Below are 19,290 nucleotides of genomic sequence, written 5' to 3' on the forward strand. Positions count from 1 at the left end.
ATATTGCACTCAAACGGTTGATCCGAATGTGTACTTTAAGCAATCGTTTCATTTCATGTAGCGATATTCTAGTAGATCCTTCAAGTTTGAGATTTTCCACAGCAGTTTCTCCCCGACATTGGTTTCCCTCACCAGTTTCCGCTCCAGTTCTTTGTCCACCAATCTTTTTAGAGATAACACGTCCGTTCCGTTACATAACACATCTTCTTTTGAGTTAAATTTCTGATGGGCGACGAGCTGCATACCAAAGGAATTGTACAACAAGGTATATCCGGCAATGCCCGTTGTGGATTGATAGGCTTTGGAGAAACCGCCGTCAATCACGATCATTTTTCCGTTTGCTTTAACAGGGCTCTCTCCACGACTTTCTTTGACTGGCGTGTGACCGTTAATGACATGTCCATGATCTGGATTCAGATCAAACTCCTGCAAGATTTTTCGACAGGTCTCTTCATTTTCACGTAAATGGTAGTAAGGATTCTTTCTCTCCTTATGTGCTTCTTTATCTTGGATAAAATACCGTTCAAAAGTGGTCATTTCTCTCTTTCCAAAGAGCGAGGAGCATTCCCCTGTCCAGATGTACCATACCATATCCGTCGCCAGATCTTCTGTCTCTTCCGGATGCGCAAAGGCGTAACGTAAGTTTTCTTCAAAAACATCAAGCAATTGACGGCCCGCATATGTCTTGTCTTCAATCTGCATTTCTTCCATATTTCCTTCTTCATCCAAAGGAATACAGCCGTGGATTAACAAATTCCCGTTGTATTTTAAATAAAGGCTCCCCTTTTTCATGAGAAAATTCATATGTCTGGCCATCTTTTCGGAATGCTGAACGGAAAACAGCAACTTTTCCATCACCTGGCGTTCTTCCTCCAGTAATTGTTCAGGCTTCTGCGGATTTACGGTTGCAAAACAGGTGTTTTCGAGCAGGTACGTTTTACCGCAGATGTTGATTTCATTGTTGTCGTAATCAATCTGCTCCAGCAAAAGTCTTTCAGACATATTAAAGTATGGGCGTCTCTTGATAATCGGGCTTTCAAGTTTAAACTGAATCATGGCAATGGCTTGGTGAATTTTGGTGATCTGCAGAATTTCCTGCTCCGATACGTTATGGCCAGCCTGTAACTTAGGTCTGAAGGACGGATTGTCTTCGTAATATTTCTCCGCCAGGTTTAGCAGTGGGCGCAAATTGATTCCGTATACATCTTCAATGATGTCCAGATTATCGTATCTGGCGCAGATCCGAATAATATTCGCAAGGCAGACCAGAGAACCTGCGTAGGCTCCGATCCAGAGGACATCATGATTCCCCCACTGTATGTCTACAGAATGGTAGTTGATCAGCGTATCCATAATTTTATCGGGGTACGGCCCCCGGTCATAAATATCTCCAACCACATGAAGGTGGTCAACCACCAGACGCTGTGTCGTATAAGCAAGGCCGATAATGAGATTGTCTGCCTGGCCCAAGGATATAACTTGCCGATATATTTCCTCGTAATAAGGATCCTTATTGTTGGTCGAATCCGTCTTGTATAGAAGCTCTTCTACAATATATACATATTGCTCCGGCAGAGCTTTACGCAATTTCGAGCGTGTATACTTGGAAGAGGCATAAGAAATAAGCTTAAGCATGTGTTCAATCGTTAATCTATACCACTGGTTCAAAGCCTGTTTATTGCTAAGTTCCCCTATAACCAGCTGTATTTTTTCTTCCGGATAATAAACCAGCGCCGCAAAATCATTGATTTCTTGATCCGTCCAAACCTCTCGGAACAATTCTTTGATTTTCTCTTTGACGGTACCCGAACCGTTTCTTAGTACATGCTGAAAAGCCTGAAACTCCCCATGCAAATCACTGACAAAATGCTCGGTTCCCTTCGGGAGATTGGAGATCGCTTCAAGGTTGATGATCTCTGTTATGATTTTTTCTTCCGTATCATATTTCTCGGCCAGTAGATCTAAAAATTGCTCATCCAAAACAGATGTCCCCCTTCAAGGAAGTTATGTGGCATTGATTTTATAGTGAATTTCCAAGGGAAATCCTGTTGAACTATAGCTAAGAAGAAAAACATTAGGTTAATTGGTAACTCTTCACCTGTATGGTTAACAATAAAAATAAAATTACTTATATGGTGATTATCAGCATTGCCTTCCCCCATCATACTCCAGTTCATCATATATGAACAAATTTCATTGAATGGATTCGAATGAACAATGTCTGTAGTTATTTTAGAAATAAGAATTGTGTTCAATCTGTTCAAATACGAGAACTTGTACCGATAAAATAAAAAAGCCGCTATAATAGCGACTTTCAATGGGACCATGTTCTTGTCCCTCGACATATCCGGTTGCTCTAAGCAGTGTAATTCTCCATTTCGATACTGGTACCTCTGCCAGTCTCATTACTATGGCTTTCATCTTTAATTCCACCGGATAACTCACTCTGGTTGCCATTACAAACACACCTCCAAGATCATCTCCCTATCTTAAGACAAGGTTTCATTTTCTTGAAGGTATGTTTGATTAATACATATTCCTAATGATTATAACTGCAATTAAGTAAGTACGGTCATTGCCTCTCTTGTGAATGGAACGAGATCATCGATACGTCCTTCTTGAATTTTCTTAGCCCATTCAGGGTCGACTAGGAGAGCACGTCCTACAGCAACCAGATCAAACTCATCATTCTGAAGTCGTTGTACCAATCCATCGATACCGACGTTACTTGCGCCTTTACCTTCTGTGAACAGACTTGTAAAGTCACCATCAAGACCAATCGATCCAACAGTGATTGTCGGTTTGCCAGTCAGTTTTTTGGTCCAACCAGCAAAATTCAGATCAGCCCCTTCGAATTCCGGCTCCCAGAAACGGCGTGTGGAACAGTGGAAGATATCGACTCCAGCTTGAACCAACGGTGCGAGAAGCTGCTCCAGTAATTCCGGTGTTTCAGCCAATTTAGCCTGATAATCATCTGTCTTCCACTGAGATAAACGCAGTACAATAGGGAATTCCGATCCTACTACTTCACGGCAAGCCTCAATCACTTCAACTGCAAAACGTGTGCGAGCCATCATATCTCCACCGTAACGATCCGTACGAGAGTTGGTTTTCTCATACAGGAATTGGTCGATCAGATAGCCGTGTGCTCCATGGATTTCAACACCATCGAACCCAACGCGTTTCGCTTCTGAGGCTGCTTTTGCGAATTCCTGAACGATTGTAGCAATCTCAGCTTCCGAATAATCATTAACATGACCTTTGGCTCCCATATGCCAGATCTGTGGAATAATTCGACCGCCAGCTTCATGTACTTCAGATACAACATGTGCCCAACCATTCATTGCAGCTTCGCCATAAAAGTGCGGCACATTGGCTTGATTGGATGCATCCGGATGATTAATTATTGTCCCTTCCGTCACAATAAGCCCCACTGCGTTCTCTGCTCTGCGGCGGTAATAGCCCGCAACATTCGAACCCGGGATACCGTCTGGAGAAAATTGACGCGTCATCGGCGCCATCACGATCCGATTGGATAACTTCAAGTGACCTAACTCTATAGGTTGGAACAATGCTTCTACCGATTGAGAATAATTCATAATAACCTCCACATATTTCGTTTTATATAAATTGACCTAGGAGATGTTAAACAGCAACCAGCCTAGTTAACAGCTAGACGCTACTTCCAAATGAATCAATACACGATTTTTATCGAAAAGCCCCACCTCCTTCAAGGTTTCGTGGTGTATTAATCTGCCTTTAATTATTTTTGACTTTGTAGTCAAGAATTTCACAAAAAAAAGATCAAGACATAATCATGCCAAATGAAGTACGTAGAACCGTCTCGATCTGTTCACGGGATGAACCTGATTTCTCCATAACTCTCACACCAAGAATGGTGTTATTTAGGTAAGATGCAAGCTCTATACTCGTATACCGGTTGGAAATTAACTGTTGTTTCTGGCCACTACTTATGATCTTCTCTAATACCAGTTGAACCTCTTCTACCATGAGCTCAGCTTCGCGTGTGACCTGCTCGTCATCTGTTCCGAATTCGAGTGATGCATTCACAATTAGACACCCTTGGCAGCCAGTTTCATCGTCTAAAAGGGAATATCGTAAGGCATCCAGTTTATCACCGGGAGACGAATCCAGGGCTTCAATCTCTTTCAGTTTCGCTATAACCTGTTCACGGTAAAGTGCCAGCGCCTTCAGGAACAACGATCGCTTGTCTTTAAAAACACAGTACAAACTTTGCTTTTTGACTCCTGTAGTACGCGTAAGGTCCTCATAAGAAGTTGCTTTGAAGCCTTGATTCCAGAACACTTCCATAGACTGGTGTAATACACGATCGACATCAAATTCTCTTGGTCTGCTCATGGGATTAATGTATCAGTTATTGACCATGAAGTCAATAATTGATCATTTTATATCCTATTTGATAGAGGATGGTCACAATGGATAAATATTCTAATCGACATCGATACCACGTTCCTAACCTTTTCAATGGAACTAAAATCTCTACGTTAATTTCCTGGAGGTCCATTGCATCCAGGTCCCTATGCCCCACCCACGCAACTTCTGTTCAACCGCGAGGTAATCGATGATCAGGATGCGGTCCGCAACCTTCCCCTCCAGTCCAGTAACAGCCATCGCAACCACTTCTCCATGATGCACGCCCGTGTATAAATAACCAACCTCCCGGTCCAGCATACTGTGCAGAAGCGCTTTTGTCTTAGCGCCGCTTTGAAAAGCCTCAGTTATCAAGCAACGTTGTTACGATGCCAATCACAAGGGCAAGCGCACCGATCCATGGAATATAGTTCAACAAGTTGTGGTTTACAGCAATCCCCCCACTATTCCAGCTCCGGCAGCCATTCCAACTTGTCCAATCGCGCTATGCAGACTCAGTACAATGCCAGAAGCGGCAGGAGCGAGACTTATAAGCTGAAATTGGATCGGTGTACCTGAGTACCAGGCTGCTAGTGCCAAGAAAATAATAATATATATAGAAGAAATTGAAATTGCAGCGCTAACTAATGCCGTACTATTTCCCATAATAACCGTAGCAATTGAACTGCCTTGTTTGCCTGAAGCAGCCAAAACCGCAGCAAGAGTAAGGAGCGTAACCTGAATAACACCGGCACTAAGTGCTGAAATAATTCTAGTTATGATAAGCATCTCATATGCTGTAGAGTTTTCAGCAGTTTCTTAATCTCTTCATCATATTCCAGTTCAAATGATGGAAGAATCTCATCCAATCTTTGCTGGAACAAATCAGGATCTTGTACACCAATCTCAGCCCTTAATTCCACTTCCTCTTCTGAACCATTGTCGTTCAGAATCATGTTCAGCACGTCACTATTAAAATATTCACTTGGAGGAAGAATTAGCGCATTCATCAGGAATTGCATAAAAAAGAGATGGTTATCTTTTTCCTGATCCGCTTTTTTCATCGCTTGCTTCGTAAATAAGTTGATATATTTCTGAGCAAAATCCACTCCTTTCAGTTCATAAGGCCCACCATGTTCAACCCCTCTCCAACGCAGGTCAGCCACGGAACTAAGCCACCAAGCCGGATCGATGGCCTGCTGCATACGAAGCAATACGTTCCGTTCAAACTGCGGATCGGGATGCAAGCGATGTGCTTTCAAACATTTTCCTATAGTCTCAGCTTCGATCGCAGCAACGGTGATGCCTTGTCCATGAATTGGATCAAAGCTGCAAAATGCATCACCAAGGACGAGTAATCCAGACGGCCAATCTTCCATGAGTTCAAAATGCTGGCGTACAGACTCGGATATACGGTATCCGCGCGGCCCTTGCACAGGCTCCAACCGTTCCATCAACTCCACAATTTTATCTGAAGCAAACAAATGTTTGAGTTGTTCTTGAAACTCCTCTGGCTGAGTTGAAGGATATACATCTCCTCCTGCGTTAAAAAGAATGAGTCCAGCGATATCATCCTCAATACGCGTAAATATGCCTGCACGAATACCTTGCTCAGGATCTGAATCAGACATTACCCATTCGTTTGGAATAGAGGATTTAATTTTGTAATAGCGGGTGCTGTAACCAAGAGATACCTTCAACACCTCCGGTTCCGGCACAGACAATCCGATCTGTTCAAGCCATCTGATCAATTTGGAAGAACGTCCTGAGGCATCAATAACCATATCAGCTGAAAGTTGTTTTTCGCGCTTTTCCCCACGTCTTTCTTTTGTATAAATGCCTGTAATGGAATGCTTATCCTCAGACACCAGTAGCCCTGTAACTTCTGTATTCGTTAAGAAGCTTATTTGAGAGATTTCCTGGATTCGGTTGCGTAGTACCCATTCCATCAAGGCTCTACTGCTTGATGCAATTTTAAATGAAGAAGGATCCTCCTTATTAACTAATGTACCGTATTTATTGGTAACCACAAGTTTCTCTTCGTTTGAAGAGATGGCGCCTAATGCAATCAATTCTTCATTGTATCCTGGGAAATAATGTTCCATAATCAGCGCGCCGCGTGGTTGTACACGGTGTGGATGAAAAGATTGAGGTACACCCTGTCGGTTATTTGGTGCCGAAGGGAATTCATCCCTTTCAATCACACATACTTCCTCATAATAATCAGCTAACATTCTTGCAGTAATTAATCCTGCAATCCCTGCTCCGATCACCACAGCTTTTTTCATGTCAGACACCGAAGATTCATCCTTTCTATGAAATTAGATTTTAATCTACACTTGTAGATCAATCAAAATATTACTTATAATACCAATATATAATCAAAATTTCTTTTATAGTAAGAATCAATATAGGAATGGTATATAGTTAAACTACGATATGGAAGTGGTGTAGATGAAAATTATTAGAAAAAAGGTTGATTTAAGAGTTGCCCGGACTCATAAATTGTTAATTACGGCCTTTAAAGATCTGTTATCTGAGCAAGGCAAACTATTCAGCAATATCACGATTAATGAAATATGTGACAAAGCGATGGTTCACCGTACAACGTTTTACAAACATTTTGAGGATAAATTTGCGCTGTTATCCGCTACCCTCACGTGGGTTCTTCAGGATTATTTACAAATGAGTATAGAAGATCGGCTTCGGCAGCCTTTGCAAAGCCTATCTAGATTCATGTTGGAGAATTTACTGGAGCCAATTGTTCAAAACCAGAAGAATGACAAGGGATTTACTGACTTTTTCAAAAAATATATCGGAGATATATCCAGAAGAGATTTTCTGGAACTAAAAAGAAGAGGTAAACCATTTTCACCTCCCATAGAACTCTTAGCCGAATATCATTCAGGGGTCATTAGTTTACTTGTGACGTGGTGGGTATATCATCTTGAAGAAAATGTTACGGCGGAACAGATGGATGAGTATTACTATCAAATGGTTAACGAGAAAATCATGTTAGATTAGCACGAAGCTCAAACTTAAAATCCGTATCTGATTTTAAGTTTGAGCTTTAAAGTTATAGATCATGTCTCTTAAAGATGCCGTTCAAAGCAAAAAGCCGCTAAATAAGCGACTTCAACGGGGTTATGTTCTTGTCCCTCGACTTAATATTAGTCCAGAAGGCTGTAGATCTGAATGCTCTCCACCTTGGCATTCTTGATATGAAATGACATCACATCCACATAATTGGATGGCTCGTAACGGAAGTCATCCTCCTCATCAGGGGCTCCATTACCAAGCAGTTTCCCCTCAGGATAGACATTTTTGAGTGTATCCAGACTATCTCCTGCTTTAATGTTTCGCACTGTCGTGTACTTAGGATCTGTGATTTCGATATGAAAGATGGAGTCTTGTTTGCCCTCCGGTATACTGATCGTTTTAATCTCCAGACCAGGATACGTATAGACCTTTTCTGTAAAACCGATTAACGTATCCATGTTGGTTCCATCGTCGGCGCTGTACGTATGAGATTTCAGGTTATCCGGTTTGCCCAGCATCTGTTCCATCTGATCTTCATTCGCTGTATCTGAAATCGCAATGGTGTGCTCATTATAGACAAAAGCAAGCTCCTTCAGCACCACATTGCCTTCCTTCTCCACTTCCTTGATTGCTTCAGCACCCTTTTCTTTAGAACTTTCGGAAGCAGGCGCATTAGCATTTGTTGCTCCTTCGCCTTTGCTCTGTTCATTCGCTGTGTTCTGTCCGGTTGCTGGGGGCGTAGCATCATTGGACTGACAGCCCGCTAATGCCACCGCTAGTAGAGCACCTAGTATGATAAAACCTGCAGTTTTCTTGGTTAACTTCATCATGATCCCTCCATAAATGTGTGATTGGTTCTTATGAAGTGATTATAAATAAAACATTTGTTAGTCTCATAACAGAAATGTACCAATCTTGTAACGTTAATTATTTACGCGCGTGTTTCCGCACGGGGCAACACAATCGTAACGGTCGTTCCTTCCCCGATTTGACTTTCCATGTCGATATATCCGTTAAACCGCTCTACAATCTCTTTGCAAATAGAAAGTCCAAGACCTGAACCGTTCGCTGTGCTTGCATTTTTCGCCCGGTAAAAACGTTCCTGCACTCGCTCCAGCTCCTCGCCCGAGATACCAATGCCTTGATCACGTATCCGTATAACTACCTCGCTTGGCGTATGTTCCAAATTTAATTCGATCAGCGATGAACTGCCGGAATATTTGATGGCATTATCCACAAGATTGGCGATTGCATGAGACATCAGCATTGGATTTACGTTGGCGTAAACTCTTGTTGTACCCTCATCATCCGGCTCTTCCTCCGCCTGACTAACTCTGATCTCGATCCCTTTATCCTTAGCCTTGGCACCCATATTCGTTGCGACTTGCTGAATCAGTTCGCTCATTTCTGTCTTCTTGACTTCCAATTCGTTAGAATCATCCTTATCGAATCGGGATAGTAGTAAGAGTTCATTAATCAAGCGGGTCAGCCGATCCGATTCCTGCAGCAGATGAGCATAGATTTTTTGCAACTCCTTGTTCTCGTTCTCCCCTTCAACCAAGTATTGAGAGAAACCACGAATGGCTGCCAAGGGTGTTTTTAACTCGTGAGATACGTTGGAGACAAATTGCCTCTGGTACTGAATGTAATCATGAAGCTGCCGCCCCATGGAATCCAGCCCATCTGCCAGCATGCCCAGCTCATCCTTCCGGTTCAGATGAACTCTCCGAAACTCCTGTCTGGAGAAACTTTGAGCAGCGCCAAGCAACAGCTTAATCGGCTTAGTTGTGTTGCGGGCAATCCACAGGCTGGATAACGTAATCAGCACAATAAATCCGCCTGCACCGACAAACAAGATATAACGGATTTGATCCATGATCGCATAAAAGTAGGAAATGTCCTCCACGAACTCATACACATAAGCATTTTCGTAGAATTGATCCTGAATGGGCGTCGCAAAATAAAGCAGATGATCTTCCGTGACGCTGTAGGCATAACTGCCGCTCAGCGCTTTTTCAATATTTTTGTCAAACATAAGCGGTTTGCCATCATTAATGATGATGCCATCCACGGCCAAGCCCAGCAACTGCTTGGAGCTGTCATAGATACGTACTTCCTTGCCTGAAGCTTTCAGCTTTTCCAGAGCAAGTCTGACCATTTCCTTCGTTTGGGGCTCTCCTGAAGATGACCTATACTGTGCCAACACCTCACGGAAGGACAATTCGGACAGATCCGCCTTCTCCATCATCTGTTTTTCAATGGTAATGAAGCTGTAGTAATCGATGGCTTTATTCACCGCAAAAATGATGATGCCAAAGGACAGCACGGAGAAAAATAAATAATTGAGCAGTAACCGGGTTGCATACTTCAGGACTCGCCACCTCCAAGTTGATAGCCAAATCCATAGATCGTCCTGACATATTTCGGTTCGTCCGCGTTATCCTCCAGCTTCTTCCTTAACCGCATGATGGTCATATCTACACTTCGACTGTCTCCCATAAAGTCATATCCCCATGCGATCTGCAACAGCTCATCCCGGGTAAAGATTTTGTCTGGCCTTTTGAGTAACGTTTCCAGAATTTTAAACTCTTTGGTCGTTAAAGAGACGGGAACATCATTTTTCAGCACTCTCCGGCTCTCCAGGTCAAAAGTCAGCTCCTCATGAATGATGCGTGTAGATTTCACTTCTGTTCCATCACTTGATTCCTCCTTGCTCTCGTTTCTTCTCAGAATCACCTTGATTCGGGCGAGCAATTCACGATTGTCAAAGGGTTTGGTCATATAATCTTCCGCGCCTAGTTCAAGTCCAAGCACCTTGTCGATCACCTCATTTTTGGCAGAAAGCATGATCACAGGAACGGCACGTTTCCCGGTGATTTCCTTGCACAGGTCATATCCGGAGCAGTCTGGCAGCATCAGATCAAGTACCACTAAATCGGGTTGAAAAGAGTTCAGCAGCTGCAGGCCTGTTTTGCCGTCCTCTGCGGTCTGCACATCGTAGTTTTCTCGCCTTAGCACCAGCTCAATTAAATCTCGAATTGCGATTTCATCATCAATGACAAGTATTTTCTTCAATGTGCACCCCTATCTAGCCTTGTTTTTCACCAGGTTCAATCAACTATTAACCCATCTTAGCACAGGCGCTTTAGATTCCTCCACCAACTGGAAGGTGAGGTATATTCCACTGAGCCCAACATAACTTGTAATAAACTCGAAGAAAGGAGAACAAGCTATGGATCTGCTCTGGGTACTCATTGTTGGTGGACTTATTGGCTGGTTAAGCGGCAACTTAATTGGGCGGGACGTACCGGGCGGTGTACCAAATAATTATTCCTATGATCTCAAATCCGATTTTCTTCATAAGGGCAACGGAAAAGGGAACGAACAAACCGACGGGTGTTTCATTACACGGCGGTTTGTTTTAATTTAACAACAGCTGCTTTTCCGAAATATTACAGGTCGGACTGGCACATACTAAGGAACACTTGGTTGAAGCTTACATAACGGAGGTCTCATCATGGTATTTACAATCACAATTATCATCGTTGCACTGTTTGCAATATGGGGAGCCGTTGCTCCTGATCAGCTGGCAGATGTGGCTAATGTTGCCTACAACTTCTCTATTCAGAATTTTGGCTGGTTTTATTTGCTAGCGACATTGTTCTTCCTGATCTTTGCTTTTTATCTGGCGTTCAGCCGATTTGGTGGTATTAGGCTTGGGGATGACGATGATGAGCCAGAGTATTCTACGGTTTCCTGGCTGTCCATGCTGTTTAGCGCTGGTATGGGCATTGGGCTGGTTTTCTGGGGAGTTGCTGAACCGCTGTCCCACTATTTATCTGCACCGGAGGGGGCGGTACCCGAAACAACGCAAGCAGCAAGACTTTCTATGCGGTATTCCTTTTTCCACTGGGGGCTTCATCCTTGGGCTATCTATACCGTTATCGGCTTGGCGCTCGCTTACTTCCAGTTCCGGAAAGGCTACAAAGGGCTGATCAGTTCCACCTTTATTCCTCTGATAGGTGAGCGTCTTGCGGCAGGCTTGCTTGGGAAAATCATTGATATTCTTGCAGTCATTGCCACTATTTTCGGTGTTGCAACCTCCCTTGGATTGGGTGCGCTTCAGATCGGCGGGGGTCTGAATTACTTATTCGGTATTCCTAACTCGACGATGTCCCAGGTTGTCATTATCTCAATTGTAACCGTACTGTTTTTGATCTCGGCAACCACCGGTCTGGATAAAGGGATTAAGATTCTGAGCAACACCAACCTCGTTATAGCTGTGCTATTGATGGTGTTTGTATTAGCGACTGGACCGACTTCATTCATATTTGACACATTCACGACAACCTTCGGCAGTTACATGCAGAATATTATTAACATGAGTTTGAGACTGACCCCGTTCTCAAGAGAAACCTGGATCGGAGCATGGACGTTATTTTACTGGGCATGGTGGATCGCATGGGCTCCTTTTGTCGGCACTTTTATCGCAAGAGTATCCAGAGGAAGAACCATAAAGGAATTTGTAATTTACGTCATGGTTATTCCAAGCCTGTTCGGATTTATCTGGTTCTCAGTTTTCGGCGGAACAGCACTTCACCTCGAATTGTTCAATGCCTCCCATCTGGCGGAGGCCGTCAAGGAAGATACGACAACCGCTTTATTCCTTATGCTGGAGCAGCTGCCTTTGGGCACGATCGTAGCATTCATCGCTACACTCCTCATCATGACCTTCTTTATTACGTCTGCAGATTCGGCTACTTTTGTGCTGGGCATGCTATCTTCAGATGGCAAGCTAAACCCGAGTACAAGAGTGAAATTAACCTGGGGAATCATGCAGTCTGCCATCGCGGTAGTACTGCTAATCAGCGGAGGGTTAACTGGCCTCCAGACGGCATCCATTGTATCCGCATTGCCGTTCGCTATTGTCCTTATCGGTATGTGTTTCTCCCTGCTCAAGGCTCTAAAGGCTGAGGACAAAGAGCGCCGTCAGAAAGAAAAACGGCAGCGCCAAAAGCTGAAACGACTACTGGAGGAACAAGAAAACTCACTGAATGAAATTCCCGGCATGTAATGTATACTTGATTTCTATGAGATGGTACCTGCCTTCAGGCGGGTGCCTTTTTATCCAGACTGCAGAGGGTTTTCTCAAACCCAACATTCACAAGACGGGTGCAGGATTTGATAATGTGGATGTCCCTGCCTGTACAAAGTGATATTTAAATAAATGAAGAATACTGATCTTTTTCTCAATACATCCCGCGGTGGGATTGTCAACGAAAGGGACTTGATTGATGCATTAAAAAACGGGGATATTTCAGGCACATGCCTGATGGTCGGAAATATCATAAAAAAGATATGATTTCCTTATAAAAAATATAAAACGTGTAGAAAATGGTGAGGAGCCTGAGAGCAAGCTCAATCAGTTATGATGTTTTGGTGCAATCTGAATGGGGGGTTATTCACATTTTGGAGTCTCATCCGATCGTCTCCACCCCTACAGCAGTTCAAAATGAAGTTGAATTTCGGGTAATTCAGTATTTCCTTTCCACTGATTTGCACCGTATCCCAATTCTAGAACCGCAGCAATGCGCTCGTTTCTCAGTACACCAAACATTTCAGTGCGGCTCGAGTCGTACATCCAGTCATGCAAGGTACAGCGCACACCCAGACTTTGCTCATGTGCCAGCAAGCGGAAATTCTGAATTAGGCAGCAGACTGCTGCAAAGTCCTCTTCCCGCTTATATTGATCAGCCTCTTCCTTCACCAAGACCAGAAGATACGCAGGGGCAGGCTCCTGTAATCCCTGCATGATGTCCCCATACCGGTTATCTGCAAAGATGAATCGCCAAGGCTCTCGGAGGCCATCATTTGGCGCCCATACGGCATGATTAAGCAACTCAAGGATTAGATCCTGCGATACTGGTTGATCCAAAAACTCACTCGGACCGTCCATGTCTCCTTCCAGTTCTGACAATTTCATTTTTACATCCTCCTCTTTTATGTAGACTGTCCTCGCAATACGGTCCACTTCTGCTCGGCTGGCGTCCTTTTCCGACTTCTTGGCGCTTTGTCGTAATATCCTACATGAAGAATACCAACAAATCTTTCATCCTCACGTAAGCCAATACCATTGAAGAACCCTTCATGCTGAATCATGGACTCTGTATCCCACAACATTCCTAACCCTCGTTCCCAGCCCAGCAGTTGGAAGCTCTGCATCACCCCGCAGGCAGCCGAATAATTGCGGTCATTGGTCAGACGATTCGGTCCTACAGTCGACATAACAATGACGTGGGCAGGAATATCGGTAAATCTCTTTTTAAAAATATCCAGAAGTTTCCCTGGAATCAGCTTGCCAAGCTTGCTCTGCGACATCTGTTCCAGCATGCAGTCCACCAACCGTTTGCGTGCTTCTGGAGTTCCGGCATATACTACACGCCACGAGCCAGACTCAACAAATGGTTGAAGCCGTATAGCCTTATGCAGTAATTCTACAATTAACTCCTGGTCCACCGGCGTAGAGTTACATTTACGAATACTCCTGCGCTCCCTGATCAATTCCGCCAGACTCATATGCTTCACTCCTTCGTTCTATCTGGATTCAATATTTATACTGCTGTCTTGAAGAAATTGATGGATTACTTTTAGCTCTGTTTCTGAATATTTGTCGAGAGTACGATAGAAGCGCTCAGCCTCATGTATATGCAGACGTTCATGCAGTTCAAAGATTTTTTTGCCTTGCGGTGACAACCGGAAATAGCTTTCCTTTTTGTTGTCGTTCATTTTCGTACGTTTGACGAATCCTTCCTCCAGCAGTTTGTTGCCAATTTTGGTGATACTTGCTTTGGACAAATTCATCGCCTCCGCAATACCCGTGTTGTTAATAGGCTCATGCTTGCCTATGCAATCTATCATATGAACCGCGGTCAAATGCTGAGGGATTTTCTCGATGCTTTCTCGCTGGGCGATACTTAGGAAATGCTCAATTTCTGTATCCTTGTGGTTCTCATACACATGTAAAAAACGGATAAATTGGTCATATAGCAATTGTTTTGTTCGATCTTTTGAGATCATTCTTTTATCGCTCCTTATTTACTTGTAAACAAAAATAATCATTTAAAAATAGAGTTTCTTTTAAATGATTTCTTATATTTAGTTTACTGGTGAACAATATATCATGAATGAGAATGCTTATCAACTATATTCTCTGACATTACAACATTACTCTACAATCCAGGACAGAGACCTGCCTTGAACGGATTATCTTTTAACCTGCTCGTTAGTTAAAGAAAGCAGCTGATCACTTTGATCAGCTGCTTTCTTTATATTATTGAAATATCGTTTCCTGTCACTTTAAATTAACTTTTTCTCTATATCTAAAAGCTTAGAAATGCGAGGAAATAGGCGAAAGGCATTGCCATAAGCGATCGCCTTCGCGTTTTCTTCGCTGATCTGCTGTGCTTCTTGGAATACCGACTCCCGCTGTATACGAAGGACGCTGTCCGCTGGCCAAGGTATGTCCGCTCCGAACAGAATTCGATCAGGCGCAATCAACTTTTGGATTGTGCCGAGGTTCAACGTGGAATCATAATAAAGGTCGTCCAGTTTGGCTATTTCAGCTTGAAATTGTTCCGGTGTTGTTTCAACCTGAATCAAATCTCGCCCGATGGCGGCAAGTGCAATTCTCCATTTGATATACGGCACCATGCCCCCTGTATGAGGAAGAATGAATGTAATGGATGGATATTGGTCGAAAATGCGATGAACAGCCATCGTAGTGACGGCCCGCGTCGTATCGAAGGTGCCCTCAAGCAGCGCAGGACTAAGTCCTGCGATTTTTTGCGGTATGAGGATGGGATGCAGAAACACAACAGCACTGCGTCGATCCAATTCGGTTAACAACTCGGTGTAATCCGGATGGCTTAAATATTTCCCCTGATAACTTGTCAGCATTGCAACACCATCCATCCCGAGAACATCAAGTGCATACAAGGTTTCTTCCATGGCTGCTGCGGGATCCGGGAGTGGAAGCGTTGCAAACGCACCATACCGCTCAGGATGAAGTTGAGCATACGATGCGAGCTCTTCATTCATTTTACGTGCCAATGTGTTGGCAGAAGATTGGTCGATGAACGTCAGGTCTGACGGGGCTGAAAGGAATGAAAACGAGATGTCACATACATCCATTTTTTGCATCCCGATCTCGGGCGTCCACTTCGGCATAAAACTTGGAATCTCCATTCCCAGCTCCCGCTGCTTTCGTTGCATTTCTTTAGAGATGATATGGTGGTGAACATCAATGACAGGATTAAACATGCGTGATCAGCTCCTTCTATTTATTTTCAAGCCATTGGTTTAACTGGTTTTGCTTTTCCGTCAATATTTTCTCTACGCCTGCTTTCTTTAGTTTGTCGAGATAAGCACCCAATTCTGACGGGTCAAAAGTTCCTGTCTGAAAGCCTGCATCATACTGGTTTTGGACGTTGGCCACCGAGGTAATTTGTGTTTTGACCGGATTGATGTCGAAGCTGAAACCCATCGCCCTTGATTTTACGGCACTCTCGTTTTCACCCCTCAAGTGCTCCCACATTTCAGGGTCGTTCCCTTCCCATATATAGGACAGGAAATTGTTCCCCACGGCATATTGGTTCGAATCGTATCCTGTTGCAGTGACACCTTCCGGCTTGCCGATCAGGTCATTATCCCGCTTAACAAAATGCTTGCCCTCAATTCCGTTGGTAAACAGATTAATGACTGCTTCGTCCGAGTAAAACAGTTCCAATACTTGAATCGCCTTATCCGGCTGCTCACTGTTCCTTGCCAAAGACATCATGTTGGAAGCTATGCTATTTCGCGTCATATACGAATCCTCAAGGGGTACGCATACAAGTTCAGTCCCAGCCGCAAGTGATTCCGAGTAACACTCATTGATAGTCCGGATATACGAGAAGGCTTTGCCTGCCTTGATCAGATTGAAGCCCGTTTCCTGTGACGTTGCGACGTCTTTGCTGAAATAACCTTTTTGATACCAATCACGCATCAGGTCAGCCATTGTGGAGAACCGCGAAGTCGCAAAAAGATTCTGCACGGTGAAGTCCTCCCCGCCAAAATCCAGTACGCCAGGTGCTGTTCCCAATGGATCAAAATTTAGCATGGCTTGTCCGGGTGTTTCCTGCGAGGTATAGCTGACAATCGGCGTGACACCCGGCTCATTCTCCTTGATAAGCTGCAATACAGCAGAGATATCATTCCAGGTTTTTATGGCGCTAAGGTCAATATCATGCTTATCGGCAAGCTCTTTGTCCATCACAAAACTAGGGGAAAGTGCCCAAGCTTTAATGCTGGGAACACCATATGTTTCGCCATTCATCTTCCCGGCTTCTGCGACTTCTTCTGGAACAGCCTCCAGTATCTCTTTACCGAATTCATTCAGTGATTCGTCCATGGGCAGTAACTGTCCCCTGCCGATTTGGGATTCAAGGCCTAACCAAACGCTGGTATACACCAGATCCAGTTTCTCTCTGCCCGCCAGCATCAAGTTCATTTGATTGGCATAGTTCGATCCATTAACAGGCAAGAGCTTCACGGTGGCGCCTACCTTTTCTGATGTAATATCACTGATGGCTTCCTGAATTTCCTTAACATCTGTTACATCCCCAAAAGCCGGATACGTCATGACCACTTCATACATGTCTGTTGCTGAAGCTTGCCCAAGTTCTGCTCCCTCCTTACTGTCTGGATTTCCGCATGCCGTCAACAATAGAGGGGCCGCACAAATTAAGGACATTACCTTCATGAAACCCGCAGGCAATCTTTTTCTGAACATCTTCATTCACTCCCCGTGTTTGCTTTTGGATGAGACATCTTGGATACGAGGCATGACTAACCTTTTACGGCACCAATGGTCAGTCCCTTGACGAAGAACTTCTGGAAAAACGGATACGCTGCGATCAGTGGCAACACGCCGATTACGGCAATAGCCATTCTCACACTGCCGAGAGGTACGGATGAGACAACAGCCGTCTGGCCAGACAGACTGTTTTGCTGCAAGTACTGGACATCAGACAACATTCGATTAAGCAGGTTTTGAATGCTATAGAGGCTTCCGTCATTGATGAAGATCAGACCGTTAAACCAATCGTTCCAATACGAAATCATGAGCATCAGACCAATGGTTGCCAGGCTTGGGAGAGCAAGCGGGAGAACGATTTTGCAATAAATAACCCATTCGTTGGCTCCATCCACATAGGCTGACTCCACGACTTCGCCGGGAATGGATGTGGAGAAGAAACTGCGCATCAACAAAATGTAGAACCCGTTGGTCAGTAAATTCGGGATGATTAGCGACCAGATGGTATCTTTCAAATGGAAGAGGTCCGTATAAACCAGGTACATCGGCACCAGCCCCCCATTGAAAAGCAGGGTGAAAAAAACGAAGAATGACAGGAACGAACGAAATGGAAGCACATTTCTGGATAGCGGATAAGCGACCAGGGTTGTGATCAACAACCCAACGATCGTGCCCACGACCGTGATGAACGTCGTAATTCCATACGACCGCAGAATCAACGAATACTGATTAAACAGATACACATAAGCATCGAAGCTGAATTGAGCCGGTAACAAACGATAACCATCCCTGATAATGGCCTGTTCCTCGGTTAGGGAAGCGGATATCAGAAGTATAAACGGAAACACTGCAGCGATTCCCATCATGATAAGCACGAGGTGAACAGCCATTTGATATATCTTATTTGAATACATGTTGTCCTCCCCCTTAACTAAAACAGCGCCAAATCCCGGTTTTTGCGACGAACGATCGCATTGGTCGTTAATACTAACAGAAAACCGACTATGGACTGATAAAGTCCGGCAGCGGATGACATTCCGAAATCCCCGAAAGTCATCAATCCACGATAAACGTATGTGTCAATGACATCGGTAGTCGTTTGCAGTGCACCCGAATTCAGCGGAACCTGATAGAACAATCCGAAATCGGAGTTGAAGATGCGTCCCACTGCAAGAAGCACCATAATGACCATCGTGGGTTTAAGCAGAGGAAGGGTAATGCTCCAGACTTGCCTCCATTTGGATGCTCCGTCCAGCGTAGCGGATTCATAATATTCCTGGCTGATGCCTACAATTGAGGCCAGATAAACAATGCATGTATAACCAACGTTTTTCCACAGATATACGACACTTAATATAAAGGGCCATTTACCGGAATCCGCATACCACGACACGGGGTCAATCCCCAGCAAAGGAAGCACGTAATGATTGACGAATCCGTTTTCCTCGTTGAGCAATGCCAGAACCAAGTAAGCGACAATGACCATCGAGATCAGATAGGGCAGCAAAATGATGCTTTGGTAGAGTCGGGAGGCAAATCGCTTTTTTACCTCGTTCAACAATACGGCCACAGCTATGGAGAGCACTGTTCCAAGCACGATAAATGCGCCGTTGTAGAGTAACGTGTTTCGGGTAATCACCCAAGCATCCTGCGTTTGGAACAGATAGGCGAAATTATCGAAGCCTACCCAGTCACTTCCCCAGATTCCTTTTGCAAAATTGATATCTTTGAACGCAATCACAATGCCAAACATGGGCAAGTAATTGTTGATGAACAGATAGACGATGCCTGGCAAAATCATGACCAATAACAGCCCATGCTTTCTGATATTTTGGATGCGGTTTGCATGGAAACCTCGACGCATGTCTCTCTCCCCCTGTTCGTAACAAATGATGTTTGTTTTGTGTAACTCCTCCAACATCCCTCCTATTCTATAAGTGTCAGTTTATGTGACTCAAAATTGTTCTTATAAGAATAATACGATGTAAGGAAGCCTCAGTCATTGG

Annotated in this window: 20 protein-coding genes and 1 pseudogene; 4 read left to right on the plus strand and 17 right to left on the minus strand. The window is 44.1% G+C overall.

Translation table 11 applies throughout. The features are described 5' to 3' along the window. Positions 1-48 precede the first annotated feature (48 nt). The 7 genes from J7E78_RS03145 to J7E78_RS03175 form a co-directional block, all read right to left on the minus strand. A complete protein-coding gene (locus J7E78_RS03145) occupies positions 49-1,980 on the minus strand; it encodes a fructose-1,6-bisphosphatase (protein WP_215074886.1) in 1,932 nt (643 codons plus the stop codon). Between the two features lie 252 nt (positions 1,981-2,232). Beyond that, positions 2,233-2,457 carry a hypothetical protein gene (locus J7E78_RS03150; RefSeq protein WP_215074887.1) on the minus strand — a complete coding sequence of 75 codons (225 nt, stop codon included), beginning with the start codon at positions 2,455-2,457 and terminating at the stop codon, positions 2,233-2,235. Between the two features lie 101 nt (positions 2,458-2,558). Further along, positions 2,559-3,599 (minus strand): NADH:flavin oxidoreductase, encoded by a 1,041-nt coding sequence (locus J7E78_RS03155; protein ID WP_215074888.1) that lies wholly within the window; start codon positions 3,597-3,599, stop codon positions 2,559-2,561. A 205-nt stretch (positions 3,600-3,804) separates the two neighbouring features. Continuing rightward, positions 3,805-4,380, minus strand: a complete 576-nt coding sequence (locus J7E78_RS03160) for a TetR/AcrR family transcriptional regulator (RefSeq protein ID WP_053783056.1) — start codon at positions 4,378-4,380, stop codon at positions 3,805-3,807. A 141-nt stretch (positions 4,381-4,521) separates the two neighbouring features. Then, the gene (locus J7E78_RS03165; protein ID WP_215074889.1) at positions 4,522-4,713 is read right to left on the minus strand and encodes a hypothetical protein; all 192 of its coding nucleotides are present in this window, start codon (positions 4,711-4,713) and stop codon (positions 4,522-4,524) included. 126 nt (positions 4,714-4,839) lie between these two features. Next, positions 4,840-5,181, minus strand: coding sequence for a hypothetical protein (locus J7E78_RS03170; RefSeq protein WP_215074890.1), 342 nt, complete (start codon positions 5,179-5,181; stop codon positions 4,840-4,842). Continuing rightward, complete coding sequence (locus tag J7E78_RS03175; protein WP_215074942.1) at positions 5,169-6,680, minus strand: FAD-dependent oxidoreductase; 1,512 nt, start codon at positions 6,678-6,680, stop codon at positions 5,169-5,171. The genes J7E78_RS03170 and J7E78_RS03175 overlap by 13 nt, the downstream gene beginning before the upstream one ends. Positions 6,681-6,846: 166 nt before the next feature. Here J7E78_RS03175 and J7E78_RS03180 point away from each other — a divergent pair, with 166 nt between their 5' ends. Continuing rightward, positions 6,847-7,416: a TetR/AcrR family transcriptional regulator gene (locus J7E78_RS03180; protein ID WP_215074891.1), complete on the plus strand. Its 570-nt coding sequence runs from the start codon at positions 6,847-6,849 to the stop codon at positions 7,414-7,416. Positions 7,417-7,562: 146 nt separating this feature from the next. On the opposite strand, the gene J7E78_RS03185 is transcribed toward J7E78_RS03180, so the two are convergent. The 3 genes from J7E78_RS03185 to J7E78_RS03195 all read right to left on the minus strand — a co-directional run bounded on the left by J7E78_RS03185 (position 7,563) and on the right by J7E78_RS03195 (position 10,506). Next, a complete protein-coding gene (locus J7E78_RS03185) occupies positions 7,563-8,261 on the minus strand; it encodes a hypothetical protein (RefSeq protein ID WP_251034788.1) in 699 nt (232 codons plus the stop codon). Positions 8,262-8,362: 101 nt separating this feature from the next. After that, the gene (locus J7E78_RS03190) at positions 8,363-9,727 is read right to left on the minus strand and encodes a sensor histidine kinase (RefSeq protein WP_311516914.1); all 1,365 of its coding nucleotides are present in this window, start codon (positions 9,725-9,727) and stop codon (positions 8,363-8,365) included. A 71-nt stretch (positions 9,728-9,798) separates the two neighbouring features. Further along, complete coding sequence (locus J7E78_RS03195; RefSeq protein ID WP_215074893.1) at positions 9,799-10,506, minus strand: response regulator transcription factor; 708 nt, start codon at positions 10,504-10,506, stop codon at positions 9,799-9,801. A gap of 157 nt (positions 10,507-10,663) precedes the next feature. On the opposite strand from J7E78_RS03195, the pseudogene J7E78_RS03200 reads away from it, so the two are divergent. From J7E78_RS03200 to J7E78_RS03210, 3 genes and pseudogenes are all read left to right on the plus strand, one after another. Next, positions 10,664-10,759, plus strand: a pseudogene (locus J7E78_RS03200) (GlsB/YeaQ/YmgE family stress response membrane protein); the annotation flags it as partial. Positions 10,760-10,948: 189 nt separating this feature from the next. Then, entirely contained in the window at positions 10,949-12,505 is a 1,557-nt protein-coding gene (locus J7E78_RS03205; protein ID WP_215074894.1) for a glycine betaine uptake BCCT transporter, read from the plus strand. Positions 12,506-12,658: 153 nt separating this feature from the next. Beyond that, on the plus strand, positions 12,659-12,793 hold the full coding sequence (locus tag J7E78_RS03210) for an NAD(P)-dependent oxidoreductase (protein ID WP_251034789.1): 135 nt from the start codon (positions 12,659-12,661) through the stop codon (positions 12,791-12,793). A gap of 135 nt (positions 12,794-12,928) precedes the next feature. Here the strand turns inward: J7E78_RS03210 and J7E78_RS03215 are convergent, their stop codons facing one another. The 7 genes from J7E78_RS03215 to J7E78_RS03245 form a co-directional block, all read right to left on the minus strand. Further along, positions 12,929-13,414, minus strand: a complete 486-nt coding sequence (locus tag J7E78_RS03215) for a nitroreductase family protein (protein WP_215074895.1) — start codon at positions 13,412-13,414, stop codon at positions 12,929-12,931. Between the two features lie 17 nt (positions 13,415-13,431). Next, the gene (locus tag J7E78_RS03220) at positions 13,432-14,007 is read right to left on the minus strand and encodes a nitroreductase family protein (protein WP_215074896.1); all 576 of its coding nucleotides are present in this window, start codon (positions 14,005-14,007) and stop codon (positions 13,432-13,434) included. An 18-nt stretch (positions 14,008-14,025) separates the two neighbouring features. Continuing rightward, entirely contained in the window at positions 14,026-14,508 is a 483-nt protein-coding gene (locus J7E78_RS03225; RefSeq protein ID WP_017688279.1) for a MarR family transcriptional regulator, read from the minus strand. A gap of 279 nt (positions 14,509-14,787) precedes the next feature. Then, on the minus strand, positions 14,788-15,750 hold the full coding sequence (locus J7E78_RS03230; RefSeq protein ID WP_215074897.1) for an amidohydrolase family protein: 963 nt from the start codon (positions 15,748-15,750) through the stop codon (positions 14,788-14,790). Positions 15,751-15,766: 16 nt separating this feature from the next. Further along, the gene (locus J7E78_RS03235) at positions 15,767-17,260 is read right to left on the minus strand and encodes an ABC transporter substrate-binding protein (protein ID WP_215074898.1); all 1,494 of its coding nucleotides are present in this window, start codon (positions 17,258-17,260) and stop codon (positions 15,767-15,769) included. A 56-nt stretch (positions 17,261-17,316) separates the two neighbouring features. Continuing rightward, a complete protein-coding gene (locus J7E78_RS03240; protein WP_215074899.1) occupies positions 17,317-18,198 on the minus strand; it encodes a carbohydrate ABC transporter permease in 882 nt (293 codons plus the stop codon). 17 nt (positions 18,199-18,215) lie between these two features. Further along, a complete protein-coding gene (locus J7E78_RS03245) occupies positions 18,216-19,148 on the minus strand; it encodes an ABC transporter permease (RefSeq protein ID WP_036615375.1) in 933 nt (310 codons plus the stop codon). Positions 19,149-19,290 lie beyond the last annotated feature (142 nt).

Source organism: Paenibacillus polymyxa, from assembly GCF_018614975.1.
Lineage (GTDB): Bacteria > Bacillota > Bacilli > Paenibacillales > Paenibacillaceae > Paenibacillus > Paenibacillus polymyxa_E.

Coding starts and splice junctions, on each gene's coding strand:
- J7E78_RS03150 (WP_215074887.1), bottom strand. CDS start 2,457: ATGGCAACCAGAGTGAGTTATCCGGTGGAATTAAAGATGAAAGCCATA.
- J7E78_RS03155 (WP_215074888.1), bottom strand. CDS start 3,599: ATGAATTATTCTCAATCGGTAGAAGCATTGTTCCAACCTATAGAGTTA.
- J7E78_RS03160 (WP_053783056.1), bottom strand. CDS start 4,380: ATGAGCAGACCAAGAGAATTTGATGTCGATCGTGTATTACACCAGTCT.
- J7E78_RS03165 (WP_215074889.1), bottom strand. CDS start 4,713: ATGCTGGACCGGGAGGTTGGTTATTTATACACGGGCGTGCATCATGGA.
- J7E78_RS03170 (WP_215074890.1), bottom strand. CDS start 5,181: ATGCTTATCATAACTAGAATTATTTCAGCACTTAGTGCCGGTGTTATT.
- J7E78_RS03175 (WP_215074942.1), bottom strand. CDS start 6,680: ATGAAAAAAGCTGTGGTGATCGGAGCAGGGATTGCAGGATTAATTACT.
- J7E78_RS03180 (WP_215074891.1), top strand. CDS start 6,847: ATGAAAATTATTAGAAAAAAGGTTGATTTAAGAGTTGCCCGGACTCAT.
- J7E78_RS03185 (WP_251034788.1), bottom strand. CDS start 8,261: ATGATGAAGTTAACCAAGAAAACTGCAGGTTTTATCATACTAGGTGCT.
- J7E78_RS03205 (WP_215074894.1), top strand. CDS start 10,949: ATGGTATTTACAATCACAATTATCATCGTTGCACTGTTTGCAATATGG.
- J7E78_RS03210 (WP_251034789.1), top strand. CDS start 12,659: ATGAAGAATACTGATCTTTTTCTCAATACATCCCGCGGTGGGATTGTC.
- J7E78_RS03215 (WP_215074895.1), bottom strand. CDS start 13,414: ATGAAATTGTCAGAACTGGAAGGAGACATGGACGGTCCGAGTGAGTTT.
- J7E78_RS03220 (WP_215074896.1), bottom strand. CDS start 14,007: ATGAGTCTGGCGGAATTGATCAGGGAGCGCAGGAGTATTCGTAAATGT.
- J7E78_RS03225 (WP_017688279.1), bottom strand. CDS start 14,508: ATGATCTCAAAAGATCGAACAAAACAATTGCTATATGACCAATTTATC.
- J7E78_RS03230 (WP_215074897.1), bottom strand. CDS start 15,750: ATGTTTAATCCTGTCATTGATGTTCACCACCATATCATCTCTAAAGAA.
- J7E78_RS03235 (WP_215074898.1), bottom strand. CDS start 17,260: ATGTTCAGAAAAAGATTGCCTGCGGGTTTCATGAAGGTAATGTCCTTA.
- J7E78_RS03240 (WP_215074899.1), bottom strand. CDS start 18,198: ATGTATTCAAATAAGATATATCAAATGGCTGTTCACCTCGTGCTTATC.
- J7E78_RS03245 (WP_036615375.1), bottom strand. CDS start 19,148: ATGCGTCGAGGTTTCCATGCAAACCGCATCCAAAATATCAGAAAGCAT.